The following is an 18,568-nucleotide window of genomic DNA, read 5'->3' as shown; positions in this document are numbered from 1 at the left end:
ATCTTAGAATTCGATTTGCAATCCGGTTCGTATTTGCGAGCTTACGGGGTAGGTTCCTTTGTCAATACCTCGTGTGCTGAGTCCGTTGTTGCCCACCTCGGGGTCGTATCCGTCGTATTTTGTTATGGTCAATGGGTTTTGGGCGGCTACATAGACCCTGAATTTCGCAATGCCCAAGACTTCTGTATACTCCTTGGGGATGGTATAGCCCAAGGAAATGTTACGTAGCCTTACAAAGGTGCCATCCTCTAGCCAGTAGTCGGTTTGCCCCCTGTAGTTGTTATGGGTGGCATTTCGGTTTACAGGAATGTCCGACGTGTTGTTCTGCGGGGTCCATTGGTATACTAGGTCTTGATGGTTCCCGACCTTATAGGCCAAGGCCTTGTTGCCGTTGATGATTTCGGCGCCAAACGATCCGTACCATTGCATGGAGAAATCGATGTTCTTATAATAGGCCGAAAAGTTAAGTCCCATTTCATAATCCGGGGTACCGCTACCCATGTACTGGCGGTCGTTGATGTCAATCGTTCCGTTATTGTCATAATCGATGTATTTCAAATCTCCCAATTGGGCATCGGGCACAATCTCTTGGTATTTGGCCAGTTCCTCCTCGGTTTTTATGGTACCATCCGTTTCTATCAAGAAAAAGGCACCTCCTTCATAGCCTTCGGCAATGGCCGAGACCAAATCTTGATCGTTGTCATGACCGGAAATGCTGCTATCGTCAAAATAAATAATCTTATTGCTTAGGCTCATTTTGGTAATGATATTCTCATTTCGCGTATAGGTAAGGCCGGCATTCCACGATAGTTCACCGGAGTGGCGGTAATTCATGGCAAATTCCACCCCCTTGTTGGTCATGTCCCCAACGTTTAGGGTTACCTCGGCATCTTTTCCTCCCCCTGCGGAGGGAGGCAATAGAACAGGAAAGAGCATATCTTGCTTCTTGGTTTCGTAAATATCCCCCGAGAGGGTCAGTTTGTTATCAAAGAAGCCCAAATCGAAGCCCCCGTTCAACGATACCGATGTTTCCCAGCGCACTTTGGGGTTGGCAAACCCGGTTTGTGTGGCGCCCAGAACTAAATTCTGATAATCGCCCGCCCCTAATACGTAGTCGTTGTCAAGGGTTATGGTGGGGGTAAAGGAATAGTCGGCAATACCTTGGTTTCCCGTAGTACCCCTACTACCTCTTAATTTAAAGGAGGAAACGGTGTTCTTCAGGGGATTCCAGAACTTTTCGTCAGAAACGTTCCATCCGGCGGAAAGCGAAGGAAATACCCCCCATGGTTCCTCCTTAAAGCGGGAAGATCCGTCCCTTCTGACCGCGCCGCTCAACAAATACTTTCCTTTGTAATTGTATTGAAGCCGTGCCAACATCCCGATCAATGTACTTTCCCTGTTTTGCGTCCACGGATTGTTGCCCGATCCCACGTTTGGGTCGGCGGTCGCCCCGTTCAGCACGGTAATGTCGTTGGAGACCAAATCGCTTTTTTCGGCAAAAAACTCGGAATAGGAGTATTTCTCCGCCGAGTAGACCCCGGTGAGGTTAATGTTATGGTCCCCAAAGCTTTTTTGATAATTCAGTATGTTCTCCCAGGTAAACTTTTTGGCAAGGGAACTCAAATTTTTCACTTTTGACCTTTGTGAGGTTACCGGGCTTCCGTCGTCCCTATAGGCGACGAATTTTGGGTTGATGGTAATCCTGGTGCCATTGTCGTAGCTTGAGGCAATCCGGGAAGTGATCTTTAGGTTGTCGGTGAAATTATAGGTAATGTTGAGGTTTCCGTCAAAGTAGTTGTTCTCTTGGTTGTCCTCCTGAAGAAAGAGGTAGCCCAAATAGGAAAGGTTGTTGGCATCCGTGCCATCCCCGGCATTTTCAATAACACTTGCCTCGGGGTCTAGGTAGGGTTGGTAGGGATTGTATTTGATGGCATTGAGCAATAGTCCCCATGGCGCATATTCCCTGTCTTCGATCCTAAAGGAAATTCCCGTCGAAATGTTCCAGTTCCCCCTGACGAATTGACTGTTCGCCCTCACATTGAAGCGATCATAGCCCGATTTGATGATGACCCCTTCTTGGTCGTAATAGTTTCCCGTGATGCTGTAGGTCAGGCCATCCCTTCCGCCCGAAAGGGTAAGGCTGTGGTTCTGGGTGGGGGCCATGTTGTTTTCAATGGCCTCTACGAGGTTTGTGTTGTTCGTTAAAAGATGCGGACTCTGTTGTATGGTCGTCCATGTATTTCCATATCGACTGTTGTTCAAGGCCGCACCTTGCAGGAAGGTGGTGTACAATTTGTCCTCGACATTCAATAAAGGCGTGGCCGAGGTAATATGTTGAAGTCCATAATAGCTGTCCAACGATATTTTCATTTGTCCTTCCTTCCCTTTTTTCGTGGTGATCAATATTACACCTGCGGCCCCCCTGGTACCATAGATGGCTGCCGAGGCCCCATCCTTTAAGACATCGATGGTCTCTATTTCGTTGATACTCAGTTTGGGGTCTCCGTCGAAGGGAACACCATCCACGACGTATAAGGGCCTATTGGCCCCATTTATCGAGGTAAGCCCCCTGATCATAACATTGGCCTCGGAACCCGGCGCCCCCGAACTCGCGGTAACGTTCACCCCTGCAATTTGTCCTTGAAGGGCCGTTCCGATATCTGCCGTCGATGTTTTTAAGAGTTCTTCCGATTTTACCTGGGCAACGGCTCCGGTCAGTTCCTTCTTCTTTTGTGCCCCGTAACCTACCACTACCACTTCTTCCAGGGCGGAAACGTTTTCCTCAAGGCTTAAATTGATCGTTTGCCTACCGCCAATGGCGATTTCTTCGGTCTTATAACCGATGTAGCTGAAAATTAAGGTGCCGGAGGCTTCGGCTTTGATGGAATACTTCCCGTCAAAATCAGTTACCGTACCGTTATTGGTGCCTTTGACAATGACGGAAACCCCGGGAAGCGGCCCCTGATTGTCACTTACGGTACCCGATACCTGTACTTGTTGTCCTAATGCGATGCCCGCCCCCAAAAAGAAGGGGCACAGGGCAAACCATAGTGCTCGTAGTTTAAATTTTTGTTGTCTCATAGTTTAAATTAGTTATTCGGTCACAATATTTAAAATTTTGTTAAAGGACTGGGTAACAAATGATTTTGAGTGGAATACAAATGGTTTGAAATGTCTGGGAGGGAACAACTATAGGGTTGATTTATATAGCATTGTATTTAGGTTTTCGGGAAAAACGGCACCTAAAGGGAGGTAACAAAGCTATTCGGAACAGGAAAATTAAAGGGACAATTATACCTCTACTGAACATATGTTCTAGTGATGAGGCCAATTGTTGCATAGTTGTCAATAACCTTGGTCTACTTTAGCCAAAATATCAACTGACAAACTATGCGTAATATGAAATTAACAAAAAGAATGAAGTTGTTCTGCAAGGTGCCGATGCTCTATTTGGTCTTTGGTTTCCTGTGTTTGGGCAATACATCTGCCTTTGCGCAAGATGGAACTGTTACAGGTACGGTGACCGACACCGGTGGGGAGCCCTTGCCCGGCGCCTCGGTCTTGGTCAAGGGAACTACGAACGGAACACAAACCGATTTTGACGGTAACTATACCTTGTCGGTACCCTCCAATTCTACCTTGGTCATTAGCTATATAGGATTCAAGACGGTCGAAGTACCGGTTAGCGGAAAATCGGTAGTGGATGTGGCATTGGAAGAAGATGCCAGTCAATTGGAGGAAGTAGTTGTTATCGGGTACGGAACCCAAAAGAAAAGTGATCTGACCGGCTCGGTGGCGCAAGTGGCGTCGAAGGACATCGAAAAGTACACTTATAGCGATGCATCGCAGGCCCTACAAGGTCGAATGGCCGGGGTAAGTGTACAGTCGCAAGGCGGCTCGCCCGGTTCGAGTGCGGTCATTGCCATAAGGGGTACGGGAACCTTGTCCGATGCCGGACCCTTGTATGTAATCGATGGGATGTTGACAGGGGGCATGGGTTCGCTTAACCCATCGGATATCGAATCCATATCCGTCTTAAAGGATGCCTCTGCCAGTGCCATTTACGGGTCAAGGGCCGCCAACGGGGTTGTTATCATTACGACCAAAAAAGGAAAGCAGGGCGGACTTTCAGTGGATTTCGATACAAGCTATGGTTTTCAGAGCGTGATCAATAACTTGGATTGGGCCGATGCAAGCCAATATGCCGAAATTGCGAACAGGGCCGATGACAACGACGGTTCTTCGCGAAAACCGGCCAACGACACCCAGTTCGATCCTTCTTATTCGAGCGACCTGTACAAGGAATCGCTGAGGTCGGCCGCCGTCCAAAACACCAATGTGAGGTTGGCCGGAGGAGGGGAGAACACCCTCTTCAGCCTTTCGATGAACTATTTTGACCAAGATGGTATCGTAAAATACTCCGATTTTAAAAGGTATACCACAAGGGCCAACGGTAGTTTTACAAAAAACAGGTTCAAGCTCGAAACGACCTTGGGGCTGACACGGACCGTCAATAACCCCAACCCTTACTTTAATAAGGAGCGAAATATTTTGCCGACCATCAGGTTAAAGGACGCCAACGGCGATTGGAGCGCGTCGGATATGGAGGAAAGAGGTGTTGCGGGGGCAACCGGTGCGTTCTATGGGCAAACGTCGATTTATAACGAATTGGGTATGGCCGCCTTGGAAGACCGTACGGTTACCAGAAATACCTTTTTGGGAAACCTGTCTCCCTCATACGAAATTGTGGATGGCCTGACCTATAAATTGAATCTGGGACTTGAATATTACAACAACAACAATTACACCTTTACGCCCAACCATCCCGTTTTCTTGGCCACCGGGGTGTCAAGCGGTATGGCGGAATTGAAGGAAACCAATACCACCTACCAGTCGTGGTTGTTGGAAAATACCTTGAACTACCAGAAAGTGTTCGGCAAGCACTCCATCAACCTGCTTGGGGGATATACCGAGCAGGAGACCAATTCAAGGTCCTTGGGGGTAATAGCCCGGGGATTCCCCTCCAATGACATTCGGGTGGCATCAGCGGCGGAAGAAATCCAAAATGTGCCCTCGCAGGACATCACTTCAACGATCCAATCTTATTTTGCCCGGTTGAACTATGTGTTCGATGACCGTTACCTCCTTACCGCGACGGTACGTAGGGACGGTTCCTCGTTGTTTACCGAAGATTTGCGTTGGGGTACCTTCCCATCCATGGCCTTGGGGTGGAATGTAAGCAACGAGAAATTTATGGAAAATGTTTCCCTGATTTCCGATTTAAAGTTACGGGCCAGCTACGGGGAAATAGGTTCGAACAATGTCGCGGCCTATGCCATCGATCCCTCTCTGAACCTGTACAGTGAGTACATCCTGGGGGAAGCACAGACCAGGGTTAGCGGTTATTCCATCACACAGGGAGTGAATCCGAATATTACCTGGGAGACCACAAAGACCACCGATATCGGTATGGAACTTGGTATTCTGGACAATAGATTGAGGTTTACCATGGATTACTTTGTCAAAAAATCGGAAGACGTCTTGGTAGGCCTTAGGTTGCCGTTGTATACCGGATTTGGCAATGAGGTCCCCTTTAATACGGCCAGTATTGAGAACAAGGGCTTTGAGTTTTTAGCGGACTACAGGGAACAGCTGTCGGACGATTTTATATTGGGAATTTCGGCCAATTTCTCGCTTCTTGACAATGAGGTCACTGCATTGGGCGATGCTTCCCCGATCATCCAGGGCTCCTTTACGTCCAACACCATCAACAGTACCCGAACCGACGTAGGTCACCCGATTTCTTCCTTTTATGGTTATATCGTGGATGGGATCTACCAAACCGATGCCGAGGCGACCGCCGCCAATGACCAAGTAGGTAATCCGAGTGCGGGGGACTTTAAGTTCAGGGATTTGGACGGCGATGGCGATATTGACGATGATGATCGCACCTATATCGGAAACCCTACGCCCGACCTGGAATACGGCCTTAACATATCGGCCGAATACAAAAAGTTCGACCTGAACCTCTTTTTTAACGGTGTCGCGGGCAACGAGATCCTCAACGGTACCAAGTACAGAGGCTACTTTGATTTGGAAGGGAACTATTTTGCGGATGCCTTGAACGCATGGTCCCCGACCAATACTTCATCCAATATCCCTAAGAATACCAAGGCCGACCTAGGGTTCAACAGACGAATGTCTACATTTTATTTGGAGCCCGGTGATTACTTCAGGCTTCGCAATGCCCAATTGGGGTATTCGTTCAATGACGGGGTACTCGACAAAATGAAGATCAAAAAATTGAGGCTGTATGTTTCGGCCACCAACCTGTTTACCATTACCGATTATACGGGTTACTACCCAGAGGTGGGTAGAAACGGTAGGGGGGCCTCTGGAAACAACAGTATTTTCAACTCAGGGGTCGACGAAGGTACCTACCCTACACCTAGGGAGTTTAGATTAGGGTTGCAAGTATCATTTTAAACAAAAAAAGTTAAGCTATGTACAAAATAAAAATATCAAAGTGGGTGTTGATCGTCTTTATCGGCATGTTGTTCTACGCAATCGGCTGTAGCGATGAGATTCTCGATCAGACCAACCCGAATGTAATTACCCCAAATTCCTTCTGGAGAAATGAGGACGATGCGGAAAAGGGAATCATGGGAGCGTATAGTCCGTTTACCAATATATGGTACTACACGAGGTTCGAGATCTTTACCTCCGATTACCGCGACGATGTAGTAAACGGGTTCAATACCTCGGAAAGAACGGCCGTAGGTTATTTTAACGGTACCTCCGAGAGCAATGCCACCTTTTGGGTATGGAGTGCGATGTATCAATGTGTTACCAGGGCCAACGAGGTCTTGGCCAATGTTCCCGACGTCGAAATGGATGCCGATTATAGGGACAATATCCTTGGCGAAGCCTATTTTATCAGGGCGTTCAACTATTTCAATTTGGTCAACAACTGGCTCAACGTACCCTTGATCACCACACCGATATCAGAAATAGAACAACCCAATTTGATCGAGCAGGCCGATCCGGCCGATGTTTGGGCCCAGATAGAGGCCGACCTTAAGCAGGCCCAGTCCTTATTGCCCGATTCTTGGTCGGAAGACAATGTCGGAAGGGTTACCAGTGGGGCGGCTACGGGAATGTTGGGAAAAGTATTCCTATACCAACAGAAATACGCCGAGGCCAAGGCCGAATTTGAAAAGGTGATGGACGGTCGCTACCAATTGATGGAGGATTACACCCATAACTTTACCGAAGCTTACGAGAACAACGCCGAATCCTTATTTGAAATTCAGTTGATTGCCGATGGTAACTCCGGATGGGGAGGGGATGCTCCCGGGTTAGGTAAGGGAGCTGCCTTTCAAGCTGACTTGGCCCCACCTCCGGTATTTACCAACCAAGATGGCTTTCGGGTGAACGATTGGGTTTTGGATCTGTATAAGGATGAGACCACGGTCAATGGGGAAATTGACCCTAGGGCCTTCGCTACCTTGTTTTTTAACTCGAACGATTCTACCGAATATCGGGGCAGGTATTTAAAATCAAGGACCTATGGTAATCAAAGCTATGCCGAGGCCTTTTCTGAAGATGGTACACAGATCTTCGCCAATAAGTATTTGGACTGGGAATATAACGGGTTTGCCCAATCACAAGAGCTAGGTTGGTACGGCTCGGGCAATAATCTGAGAATTTTAAGGTATGCCGATGTTCTTTTGATGTTCGCCGAGGCCGAGTTTATGCTCAATGGTTCGACACCTGCCGCGGTCGATGCGATCAACCAGGTACGCGCTAGGGCCGATATGCCTTTGTTTACAAGTATAACCATGCAGGATATCGAAGATGAGCGGGTCAAGGAGCTTACCTTTGAGCGTACCCGTTACTTCGACCTTTTGCGTTGGGGCAAGGTGGTCGAGCGCATCGTGAACCATCCCGAATTGAAATCTGAAAGTGCAGGGACCAGCGCCTATAAGCCAGGGAGGGAATACATTGCCATTCCCCAAAACGAAATCGACGGGAATCCCAACTTTGTGCAGAATCCCGGATATTGATAGTTTAGTTTTTTAGTATGAAATTGGCGGCCTTAGGCCGCCAATTTTTTTTTGTGTTGGGATAAAATTGCCTTCGGCTAAATTTTGGTCAACAAGATGACCCAATCTTTCTGCTTTTTACTTGGGGTTTTTCCTAAATCGACATTTTGGCCGCCGTCTACTTTTTTTGTTTTGCCCTGTATTAATTTTCCGCCTTTTTTGGGGTTGTACCACTGCACTTCAAATGAATTGGATGTATGTGTAAGATCCAACTCCACCTTGTCGGCGTCGTTTATATAAATGACATAGACCTCGCCTTCCTTGGCCAGACAGTAAACCGTATTTTCATTTTCGGGGTTTCCGACCAGTTCATTACGGTTTTCCATCTCGTAAAAGGGAATTCGATTGTCTTTAAAAAAGGTCAATGCGTTATTGGCCTGGTCCCAAAATAGGTCCCGGCTTCGGTAATCTTCACAGGTAAGGTCGGAGTGCTCATGGGCATAGCCAAAATACCATTCATTGCCCCATCCACCGGCCATAAGGGTCCCCCAAAGACCATTCCTACGGGCCAGGTCGTGATCGGGGTCTTCTGCATCCGGCAAAAGCGAATGTTGTGCGTCCCCGGGTTCGTCAACGGCAACGGCCCACGGATAACCGGCGTTTTCCGAGGCTTCCAACCAGTGCAATACCTCTTTGTGAATGCTGGCGAAATCTTTTCTATGGGTTTGCACCGAAGGACCCGTAATACCCGATTCGGGACCAAGAAGGTCGTCGAACTTTTTCCCGTTGTGGATGACCAAGTGGTGGTGGTAGGGGTCGTTTTGCTTAAAATAATGGGCCATGGCCAAACGTTCGGGAGTGTCCTGTGGCGGTGTCTTCGGGTTCTTGACCCATTCCCCGTTCTCTTCACATAGGTTCCAGTTCAGGGCCAAATGGTGGCCGAAGCGCGCTATGAGTTCCCGATAGTATAATTTGCTGTTGGCCCCTACGCCACCATTGTCCAATAGCCCTTGGTTTTCGACTTCCAAGGTCTTAAAATGCAGGAACAGGCCCATTTTTTGGGCGTGCCCAAAGACGATTTCCCATTGGTCCATTTTAGAGACATCAATGCGGTCCCAGGTATCGTAATCCACATAGGGGAATACGTTCTGGTCGTCGCCTTCAATATTGTTGGTCAAAAAGGAAAAGGCGTTAAGGCCCTTGCCGGCCAAGTAATTCAGGGCGCCTATCATGGCTTTTCCCTTGCCGTTTTTCCAAGTGGGGTCGCCGTTTTTCCAATCCTGTAGATGGCTTTCCCATGTCTTTACCAGGTCATCCTTATGGCCATCATTGTGAAAGGTGCCATCAAAATCCGCATAGGCGAGAAAGTTTTCGGGCGCATCGGCACCTTGTTTTAGAAAGTATTCCCCTGTCTCGGCAAATTTTAAATAGCGTTCGCCCACGTATTGCAACCTGCCTTTGGCCCTAAAATCACGGCCTGTCTTATCGGTAGGCGCAATGGTAAATTCGCCTTGGTAAGCATCCATAAAACCGCCGCTGACCCCTGTGTCGGGCTTAGAACTGACGGCGCAGTAGCTTCCCTTTCTGAAATCGACCTTAAATTCCCATCGGCCTACTTCGTCAGGGGCAAAATGGGCCCGCCATTTGTTGCCACCTATTGCCGAGGTCTCCGCGGCATTTCCGTCCGCTGCAAAATAGCCCGGGACAAGGTATTCCTTTCCGCTTTCCGGATGCACGAACAAGATGTTGAGCCTGTAATTCATAAACGGGTTGTACTCGGCATCTTCGGAGCTCTCCGGTCCTTCAAAGGTGAGGGTGACCTTGTGCCACTTTTTCAGTTCTCCCGTTATCTGCGGTGCTTGCCCGTATACGGTTGTCGTTGCTGCCGCCAAAAGCAAAAAAAACAGCATTTGTGTCTTCTGCCATAGTCGATTGCTTCCTAGTCCGCAATTAGGTCTTGAAGGGGTCTTGAATTGGCCCTTGAGGCGGTTCCCCTGGTAAAATAATGATGTCATTGTTATGTTGATTTTTTTTGGTTTTCACTAAGATAAGGGATATTTATGGGGTAGTCCGTCTCCAAGGAGGGGCGAATGGGAGGGAAGCATCCCAAATACTGAAACAAATGGTTAGGCAATGGCTCCAATCCTGCGTTTTTGGGGTTTTCCGAAATTTTTGAATTCAAAGAAGACTTAGGTGTCAGGGCGTAATTTTTTGTTGCTTCCTATACTTTCCGGGGGTTGTGCCCGTAATCTTTTTAAAGGTCTTGGAGAAGTATGAAAAATTGCCCATTCCTACTTTATGGGCAATTTCTTCCAGTGTCTGGTTGGTCGTCCAAAGTAGCAATTGGGCCCGTTCGATCCGTCGGGTCTGGATATATTTTAGGGGCCTTATACCGCACTCTTGCAAAAACAAACGGGAAAAATGATCGGTGTTTAAATGGCATAGACGGGCCAGGTCTTGCACCCGAAGTTGGGTGTGGAGGTTCTCCGAGATGTAGCGAAGGACATTTGCGAACCTATAATCGTTGGATTGGTCGGTCCGGTTCGGGACCACGTTTTTTACGAATCGGGACAGGAGTACATAAAGGATGCCCTGCGTTTCCAAAAAACGCGAGGTATTCGTTTGTGCGTTCTGCCTGTTTTGGGCCATAAGTTCTTGGGGGCGGTGTACATAGGACTTCGGATCGGAATTGACGATTTTGCGTTCCGGATACATTTTTACCAAGCGTTTAAAGAGCAGTTCGTCGCCTTCCTGTAAGGGTACCTCATAGGCAAAGGTTCTCATGTTAAATATCGATGGCCCCGACAGAACTTCCTCAAATATACTGATGTAATACTGTTCGTGGTATGGGGTGCTCTTGTAGCGGTTGTATGTATAACTGGGAATGAGGTACATGTGCCCTTCTTTGGTATGAAAGGTTTTATTTGAATGGTGTACCGTTGCCGACCCCTTGGTTACATAAAAAAGCCGGATAAAAGGGCTGATAACATTGTCGAAATCCCATTCTGGGCCCAATTTGGCGTAGCCCGTGTGCAGTAAGGTAACTTGAAGGTTTTGAAGTAATTCGAGCATGATAAAACATTTGTTGTACTATCCTAACTATTTGTATCACCTTAAAACGGCAATTCGCCATACCTTTAAGAGATTCTAAGCCTATTGCGGAAATGAAAAGAGACAAAGGGAAAGCTAAGTTGATGAAAAAGTCGGAATTGAACAAAAAAAATCCAGGGAATGGCCGACGAAAGTTTATAAGGGGCACGGCACTGGCCCTTGGGGCGGTAAGCCTTGTGCCTCGACATGTGTTGGGCAGGGGTTTTGTGGCTCCCAGCGATAAGGTCAACCTTGCCTTTATCGGTCTTGGCAAACAAAGTCGGGGATTGGCGGTAAACCTCATTAAGAACAATGCTGAAATTATCGCCTGTTCCGATGTTTGGACCACCAAAAACGAGTGGTTCAAAGACCACGTGGCCAAAACCCACGGTGAAATCTGGGGTACGGCCAGGAAAAATGGAGTGCAAAGTTTTCACAACTATCTCGAAATGCTCGAGCTGGAGGCCATAGACGGGGTGGTTATCGCCTCTCCCGACCACTGGCATGCAAGGCATGTTATGGACAGTTTGCGGGCCGACAAGGATGTGTACTGCGAAAAGCCCTTGTCGCACAACATTGTGGAAGGCCGAAAAATGGTAAAGGCGGTCAATAAAGCTCAGGCCGTTTTACAGGTGGGCAGCATGCAGCGGTCTTGGGAAAACTTCAGGCGGGCCTGTGAGTTGGTCCGCAATGGGTACTTGGGTACTATACAAAAGGTAGAGGTCAATGTCGGCGATCCCGCCAGACCTTACGATTTGAAAGGTGAGGACATACCTGCCGAAGTGAACTGGAACCATTGGTGCGGCCCGGCCCCCTTGCTGGCATACAATCACCGATTGTCACCCGCTTCCAACGATGTGAAATTTTGGCCCGACTGGCGCCTGTTCCAGGAGACAGGGGGTGGAATCCTTTCCGATTGGGGCGCACATATGTTCGATATTGTACAATGGGCCCTGGGCACCGACCATACGGGCCCCGTTGAATTGCTCCCTCCTTCGGATGCCGGTGCCGTTCGTGGATTGAAAATGTACTACGCCAACGGTATCGAGGTGGAGCACAAGGACTTCGGCCGCGGCTGGGGCGTGCGCTTTTTTGGCAGTGAGGGTAAAATGGATATCAGTCGAAGTTATTTTGAGACCACCCCGGAAGCCTTGGCGAAGACCCCATTGTCGGGTACCGACGTCAACTTGTACAAGTCCATTAACCATACCCTGAATTGGCTGGAGTCGATGCGGTCGCGAAAAAAACCGATTTGCGATGTGGAAACCGGTCATAGGTCGGCCACGATATGCCACTTGGCCAATATAGCCTATCGGTTGAACCGTAGGTTGGAATGGGACCCGCAAAAGGAAAAGTTTATAAAGGACGGCGAAGCCAATAAACTGAGGTCCAGAAAGGATAGAAAATTCGCCTGATTTATGTTAAAAGTCGGAAACACACATTTTTTTGTCTTTTTTGGGCATGGTGTAAAATGATGCGTATCCCTAGATTTGAACAAATTAAAGACCAAACCTTATACCATGTATTATAGGCAGAATATTTGTTTTACGCTTTTATTCGTCATGTTGGCGGTGGCTTGTGGCGGACCGGACTTGCCCGAAGAGGTGGCCCAGGAATACGAAGCTTTGCCCCCAACATTGGATTTTAACCAAGACATTAAACCTATTTTGTCGGACAAGTGCTATCTGTGCCACGGGCCCGACAAGGGAAAGATTGAAGCGGGGCTGCAGCTGCACGAGGCGGATTTTGCCTATTCCGAATTGCCCGAATCGCCCGGTAAGTACGCCATTGTTCCTGGGAAACCCGAAAAGAGCGAGCTGTTTTACCGTATTTTGTCGGAGGATCCCAATGTAGTAATGCCATCCCCCGATTCCCATTTGTCCCTTACCAATAAAGAAAAGGCCATACTGATCAAATGGATAGAGGAAGGGGCGGAATACAAAGACCATTGGGCCTTTATCAAACCCGAAAAAGTGGCGCCGCCCACGGTAAAATCAGGGAGGGTCGTCAACGAGATAGACCGTTTTGTGTTGGCCAAATTGGAGCAGGAAGGTCTGGAACAGAATGGGGAGGCCGACAAGGAAACCCTATTGCGCCGGGTGTCCTTCGACCTTACGGGCCTGCCGCCCACACCCGAGGACATTGAGCGCTTTGTCAACAACGATTCCGGCAATGCATACGAAGAGGAGGTCGACAGATTGTTGGCGTCCGAGCACTACGGCGAGCACATGGCCCTCGATTGGATGGACCTCGCACGCTATGCCGATACCCATGGATATACGGTAGACAGGTACAGGGATGTTTCGGTGTGGAGGGACTGGGTGATCAAATCCTTCAACGAGAACATGCCCTATGATCAGTTTGTCGAATGGCAGATGGCCGGCGATATGTTCCCCAATGCCACTCGCGAGCAAATTCTGGCCACCACCTTCAACCGCCTGCACCCACAAAACCTGGAAGGAGGGATCGTAGATGAGGAATTCCGTTCTGAATACGTTTCCGACCGTACCAATGTTATGGGCCAGGGGCTTTTGGGACTTACGGTAGCCTGTGCCAAATGTCACGACCACAAATACGACCCGATTTCCCAGAAGAACTATTTCGAGATGTACAGTTTTTTCAACAATGTAAACGAAACGGGGCAGATTCCGTGGGATTTCTCCATGCCGGTACCCACCTTGATGCTTCCTACCGAAGAGGAAGAGCAATTCTTGGCCTATATCGACGGTATTTTGGGTAAAAAGCAAGAGGAGATGGCCGATGTGGTGGCGGAGGAGTCCAAACAGGCGGAAGCGTGGATCGCTTCGGCCGCATACCGGAACATAAATGCCGATGACAAGCCTGAAAAATTGAAGGTGCACTACGATTTTGACGACGGCCGGCTTTACAATAAGGTAAATCCCGCCCAAAAAGGTGAGATGCGTACCAATTTTACACGTAACGAGCAACCTGTGTTCACGGAGGGCTATTCGGGCAAGGGCTTGAAAATGGATGGTGACGTCTTCTTGGATTTGGACAAATTGGGGATCTACAGGCGCCACGATCCCTTTAGCATCGGTATACGTGTCTTTATACCCAAAGACCTGGAAGAGGGCGTCGTCTTTCACAAGATGCTCGGAACAAGGTTGCATAGTTACCGGGGCTATCACCTGAACATCAAAGACAATAAAATCGAGATCCTTATGGCCCATGTCTGGCCCGACAATGCCATTGTGAAGGAAAGTTTGGAAGAGGTGCCCAAGGAGAAATGGGTGCAATTGACAATGACCTACGATGGCTCCAGCAAGGCCGATGGTTTTAAGGTCTACCTGGACGGGGCCGAAATGAAAACCAAGGTAGTGCACGATAACCTGTACAAGGACATTATCTTTAACAATTACACGGATAAAATATACAAGGGCCCACAAGAGCCCGGGCTAAAAATCGGTGCTCGATGGCGTGGAAAGGGTATCGGTGGCGCCACGGTCGACGACCTGGTGGTCTTCGAAAAGGAACTCTCGCCCCTTGAGGTTCTTCAAGTGGCAAATCCCGCCAGCCTTAAATCCATTTTGGCAAAAATGCCCGATCGCTTATCGCCTGAAGAGAAAGAAGGTCTAAGGGCGTACTATTTGTCGCGTAAGTCGGATCGCTACAAAAAATACCTATCGGAGTTGGCCGAGATCCGGGCCACCAAGAACGACAGCGTGGAAAAAATAAAGGAGGTAATGGTAATGAAGGAAATGCCCGAGCCTAGGGAAACCTTTGTCCTTGAACGCGGCCAGTACGACGCCTACGGCGAGCGGGTATATCCGAATACCCCTGAAGCGGTGTTGCCGTTTCCCGATAGTTTGCCCAAAAACCGACTGGGGCTGGCCAAATGGATCACCCATAAGGACAATCCGCTTACGGCCCGTGTCGCCGTAAACCGGTATTGGTCGAAGCTCTTCGGAACGGGCCTCGTAAAGACCGTGGAAGATTTCGGCAATCAGGGCGAGTTGCCATCGCATCCCAAATTATTGGATTGGTTGGCGGTCGACTTTATGGAAAGCGGATGGGACGTGAAGGCCCTGCACAAAAAAATAGTAATGTCGGCCACCTATAGGCAATCGTCCTTGGCGAGCGACGAGCTGCTCGAGATCGATGGGGAGAACCGTTTGTTGGCCAGGGGACCGGCCAGAAGATTGACCGGGGAAATGCTAAGGGACAATGCCCTGGTAGCATCGGGGTTGTTGAACGATTCCATCGGAGGCCCCAGTGTTCGGCCTTATCAGCCCAAGGGATTATGGAAGATCAATGGAACGGAATACACCCCCGATACGGGTGACAAACTGTACCGAAGAAGTATGTACACCATCTGGAAGCGATCTGTTCCACACCCTACCATCGCCACTTTCGATGCACCGGATCGATCGGTCTGTACGACGAGAAGGCAAAAGACCAATACGCCCCTCCAGGCCTTGGTGCTGCTCAACGATCCTACCTATATCGAGGCTTCAAGGGTCATAGGCAAGAATATGCTGGCCTTTGACGAAGCCCCGAAAGCGATCGAGGACACTTTTCTACGACTGACCGGTAGAAAGCCGAAGGCAGCGGAGATGAAATTGCTCTTGGAACTTAGGGACGAGGAATACCAAAAGTTCAAGGAAAACGGGGCCAAGACCGAAGGATGGCTCAATACGGGCGAGTTTAGGGTCACTGACGATGCCGATAAGGCCTTGGTAGCGGCAAATGCCGTAGTGGCCAGTACCATCATGAATTTGGATGCCACCATAACAAAAAGATAATAAAAACAGTTTCTTATGTGCGACGGACATGACACTTTAAGATCGAACAACAAAGATTTACAGGAAGTGGAAAAGCATTGGGACAGGAGACACTTCTTGACCAAAACCTCTTTGGGTATCGGGGCCTTGGCATTGGGGTCTCTCTTAAAGACCGAAAAGGCCTTTGCCAAGGCCGGTGATGTATTGGCGAACAATGACCCGGTGGGAAGTTTTACTCGAAATAAATTGGGGCTGCCCCACCACATGCCAAAGGCAAAACGCATTGTTTACCTCTTCCAGAGTGGTGGGCCCTCCCAATTGGATATGTTCGATTACAAGCCTAAGCTCAAGGACATGTTCGGTCAGGATCTGCCGCCATCGGTAAGACAGGGACAACGCCTAACGGGCATGAGCGCCCAACAATCGTCCTTCCCTATAGCACCGTCCATTATGGACTTTAAGCAATATGGTGAATCGAGGGCGTGGGTAAGTGAACTTTTGCCACATACCTCGAAGGTGGTGGACGATATCTGCTTTATCAAATCCATGCAAACCGAGCAGATCAACCACGATCCCGCCATTACCTTTATGCAGACGGGAAACCAGTTGCCCGGGAGGCCGTCCATCGGCGCGTGGTTAAGCTACGGCCTGGGCAGCGATAACGAAAACCTGCCGACCTTCATTACCTTGATTACGAAAGGACAGGGAGGGCAGCCCTTGTATTCCCGGCTTTGGGGCAACGGATTCCTGCCCACCGAACATCAGGGCGTACAGTTTAGGTCGGGCAAGGACCCCGTCCTGTATTTGAGCGACCCGGAGAACTACGATGGGAACGACCGTAGAAAAATGCTCGATTACCTCGGAAAACTGAACACCTTGCAGAACGATGCCTACGGAGACCCGGAAATCGTAGCGCGAATGAAGCAGTATGAAATGGCCTTCCGCATGCAGACTTCCGTACCGGAGGTAACCGATATGTCCGATGAACCGGATTACATTTTTGATATGTACGGCGAAGACAGTCGGGAGCCCGGAACCTATGCCGCCAACTGTTTGATGGCCCGAAAACTCTTGGAGAAGGGGGTGAAGTTCGTTCAGTTGTACCATCAAGGATGGGATCAACATATCGCCTGTCCGGGTGGGGTGCGAAATAAGTGCAAGCAGACCGACCAAGGAACGGCGGCCTTGCTCCAAGACTTAAAACAAAGGGGAATGCTCGAAGATACCTTGGTGGTCTGGGGCGGTGAATTCGGCCGTACGGTCTATTCCCAAGGGCAATTGACCAAGGACAATTACGGTAGGGACCACCATCCCAAGGCCTTTACCATGTGGATGGCCGGGGCAGGGGTGAAAAAGGGAATCACCTACGGCGAAACCGACGACTTTAGTTACAATGTTGTCAAAGACCCGGTACATGTGCACGATTTCCATGCCACCTTATTGCATCTATTCGGTATTGACCACGAAAGACTGACCTTTAAACACCAAGGACGTAGATTTAGATTGACCGATGTTCATGGCAACGTCGTCAAAGATCTACTGGCGTAATCCTCCCAAAACACATTATGGCGAACCGAAGAAATTTTATAAAACAAACCCTTTTGGGCGGCGCGGCGTTGACCACGGCGCCTTCCTTTGGCTTTCATATCGTAAAAAAGACGAAAAGCAACGACCTTGTATTGGGCCATGGCGATTATAAGTATCGATTGGACAGGGATTGGGCACAAATCAGTAGCCTCAGGACACCCTTGCTGAATTGCCACGAGATGGTAATGGATAGCAAGGGGCGATTGATTATGATCGGCGACGATCCCCGAAATAACATTATCATCTTTGATAAGTCCGGTAAGGTATTGGACTATTGGGGCACCGCCTATCCGGGAGGGCACGGACTAACCCTATCGAAGGAAGGAGGCGAAGATTTCCTCTTTTTGACCGATTCGGGCTGGTTTTTGGATAAAAATGGAAAATGGGTGCGCCACAACGGACGTGTTACCAAAACAACCACCGACGGGAGGGTGCTCTTCGATATCGGTCACCCGCAAACCATAGGCATTTACCAACCGGGTGACCATTTTTGCCCCACGGAGACCGCCATCGGTCCGAATGGGGATATTTATGTGGCCGATGGCTACGGTATGGATTACATCATTCAATACGATAGCAGGGGACAATACATAAGGCATTGGGGGGGTAAGGACAATGCCGACGAAAATTACAATCTGAGCAATGCCCATGGGGTCGCCATCGATTATCGCGATAAGGACAATCCCATGGTGGTATGTACTTCCAGAAATGAACAAAGTTTTAAGTTCTTTACTTTGGACGGTAAGTATGTACGAACCTTGCATCTGCCCAATTTGCAGGTGTGTCGACCTGTTTTTGACGATAACAACCTATATGCGGGGGTATGCTGGTCGCAGCCCAAAGAAGGGAAGACCGATTGGCGGGACCATACCGGGTTTGTTACCATTCTGGAAGGGGATACCATGGTGTCAAATCCTGGGGGGACGGCTCCGGAATACCGTCACGGCGAATTGCAAAAAGCATATCAGCTGCCCGAAAAACCCATTTTGCACGGGCATGATGTGTGCGTCGATGAAGACAAAAACCTCTACATCTGCCAATGGAACGCCAATAAAACCCCGCCGCTTAAACTGGAACGTGTTTAACCAAGTCATACTACCAAAA

9 protein-coding genes are annotated in these 18,568 nt (G+C 49.0%); 6 read left to right on the top strand and 3 right to left on the bottom strand.

What is annotated here, in order from left to right; genetic code table 11:
* Nucleotides 1-3 precede the first annotated feature (3 nt).
* Nucleotides 4-3,081, bottom strand: a complete 3,078-nt coding sequence (locus BUB37_RS09390) for a SusC/RagA family TonB-linked outer membrane protein (RefSeq protein WP_072992229.1) — start codon at nt 3,079-3,081, stop codon at nt 4-6.
* Between the two features lie 318 nt (nt 3,082-3,399).
* On the opposite strand from BUB37_RS09390, the gene BUB37_RS09385 reads away from it, so the two are divergent.
* Both BUB37_RS09385 and BUB37_RS09380 read left to right on the top strand, forming a co-directional pair.
* The gene (locus BUB37_RS09385; protein ID WP_244526782.1) at nt 3,400-6,486 is read left to right on the top strand and encodes a SusC/RagA family TonB-linked outer membrane protein; all 3,087 of its coding nucleotides are present in this window, start codon (nt 3,400-3,402) and stop codon (nt 6,484-6,486) included.
* Nucleotides 6,487-6,503: 17 nt separating this feature from the next.
* Nucleotides 6,504-8,066, top strand: coding sequence for a RagB/SusD family nutrient uptake outer membrane protein (locus BUB37_RS09380; protein WP_072992226.1), 1,563 nt, complete (start codon nt 6,504-6,506; stop codon nt 8,064-8,066).
* A gap of 77 nt (nt 8,067-8,143) precedes the next feature.
* On the opposite strand, the gene BUB37_RS09375 is transcribed toward BUB37_RS09380, so the two are convergent.
* Both BUB37_RS09375 and BUB37_RS09370 read right to left on the bottom strand, forming a co-directional pair.
* A complete protein-coding gene (locus BUB37_RS09375) occupies nt 8,144-10,060 on the bottom strand; it encodes a DUF5060 domain-containing protein (protein WP_244526780.1) in 1,917 nt (638 codons plus the stop codon).
* A gap of 181 nt (nt 10,061-10,241) precedes the next feature.
* Complete coding sequence (locus BUB37_RS09370) at nt 10,242-11,117, bottom strand: AraC family transcriptional regulator (RefSeq protein ID WP_072992220.1); 876 nt, start codon at nt 11,115-11,117, stop codon at nt 10,242-10,244.
* Between the two features lie 92 nt (nt 11,118-11,209).
* Between BUB37_RS09370 and BUB37_RS09365 the strand changes: the two genes are divergently transcribed.
* The 4 genes from BUB37_RS09365 to BUB37_RS09350 all read left to right on the top strand — a co-directional run bounded on the left by BUB37_RS09365 (nt 11,210) and on the right by BUB37_RS09350 (nt 18,549).
* Nucleotides 11,210-12,550 (top strand): Gfo/Idh/MocA family protein, encoded by a 1,341-nt coding sequence (locus tag BUB37_RS09365; RefSeq protein WP_244526778.1) that lies wholly within the window; start codon nt 11,210-11,212, stop codon nt 12,548-12,550.
* A 105-nt stretch (nt 12,551-12,655) separates the two neighbouring features.
* Nucleotides 12,656-15,898 carry a DUF1553 domain-containing protein gene (locus tag BUB37_RS09360; RefSeq protein WP_072992818.1) on the top strand — a complete coding sequence of 1,081 codons (3,243 nt, stop codon included), beginning with the start codon at nt 12,656-12,658 and terminating at the stop codon, nt 15,896-15,898.
* 15 nt (nt 15,899-15,913) lie between these two features.
* On the top strand, nt 15,914-17,425 hold the full coding sequence (locus tag BUB37_RS09355; RefSeq protein WP_072992217.1) for a DUF1501 domain-containing protein: 1,512 nt from the start codon (nt 15,914-15,916) through the stop codon (nt 17,423-17,425).
* A 17-nt stretch (nt 17,426-17,442) separates the two neighbouring features.
* Nucleotides 17,443-18,549, top strand: a complete 1,107-nt coding sequence (locus BUB37_RS09350) for an NHL repeat-containing protein (RefSeq protein WP_094766633.1) — start codon at nt 17,443-17,445, stop codon at nt 18,547-18,549.
* The last annotated feature ends 19 nt before the right edge of the window (nt 18,550-18,568 follow it).

The sequence above is a fragment of the Pseudozobellia thermophila genome (assembly GCF_900141855.1).
Taxonomy (GTDB): Bacteria; Bacteroidota; Bacteroidia; order Flavobacteriales; family Flavobacteriaceae; genus Pseudozobellia; species Pseudozobellia thermophila.
The sequence above is the reverse complement of the archived record's forward strand: the minus strand, read 5'-3'. Positions and strand labels throughout refer to the sequence as shown.

Bases quoted from the DNA above. Each gene is read 5' to 3' on its own strand.
- BUB37_RS09390 (WP_072992229.1), bottom strand. From the start codon at position 3,081: ATGAGACAACAAAAATTTAAACTACGAGCACTATGGTTTGCCCTGTGC.
- BUB37_RS09385 (WP_244526782.1), top strand. From the start codon at position 3,400: ATGAAATTAACAAAAAGAATGAAGTTGTTCTGCAAGGTGCCGATGCTC.
- BUB37_RS09380 (WP_072992226.1), top strand. From the start codon at position 6,504: ATGTACAAAATAAAAATATCAAAGTGGGTGTTGATCGTCTTTATCGGC.
- BUB37_RS09375 (WP_244526780.1), bottom strand. From the start codon at position 10,060: ATGACATCATTATTTTACCAGGGGAACCGCCTCAAGGGCCAATTCAAG.
- BUB37_RS09370 (WP_072992220.1), bottom strand. From the start codon at position 11,117: ATGCTCGAATTACTTCAAAACCTTCAAGTTACCTTACTGCACACGGGC.
- BUB37_RS09365 (WP_244526778.1), top strand. From the start codon at position 11,210: ATGAAAAGAGACAAAGGGAAAGCTAAGTTGATGAAAAAGTCGGAATTG.
- BUB37_RS09360 (WP_072992818.1), top strand. From the start codon at position 12,656: ATGTATTATAGGCAGAATATTTGTTTTACGCTTTTATTCGTCATGTTG.
- BUB37_RS09355 (WP_072992217.1), top strand. From the start codon at position 15,914: ATGTGCGACGGACATGACACTTTAAGATCGAACAACAAAGATTTACAG.
- BUB37_RS09350 (WP_094766633.1), top strand. From the start codon at position 17,443: ATGGCGAACCGAAGAAATTTTATAAAACAAACCCTTTTGGGCGGCGCG.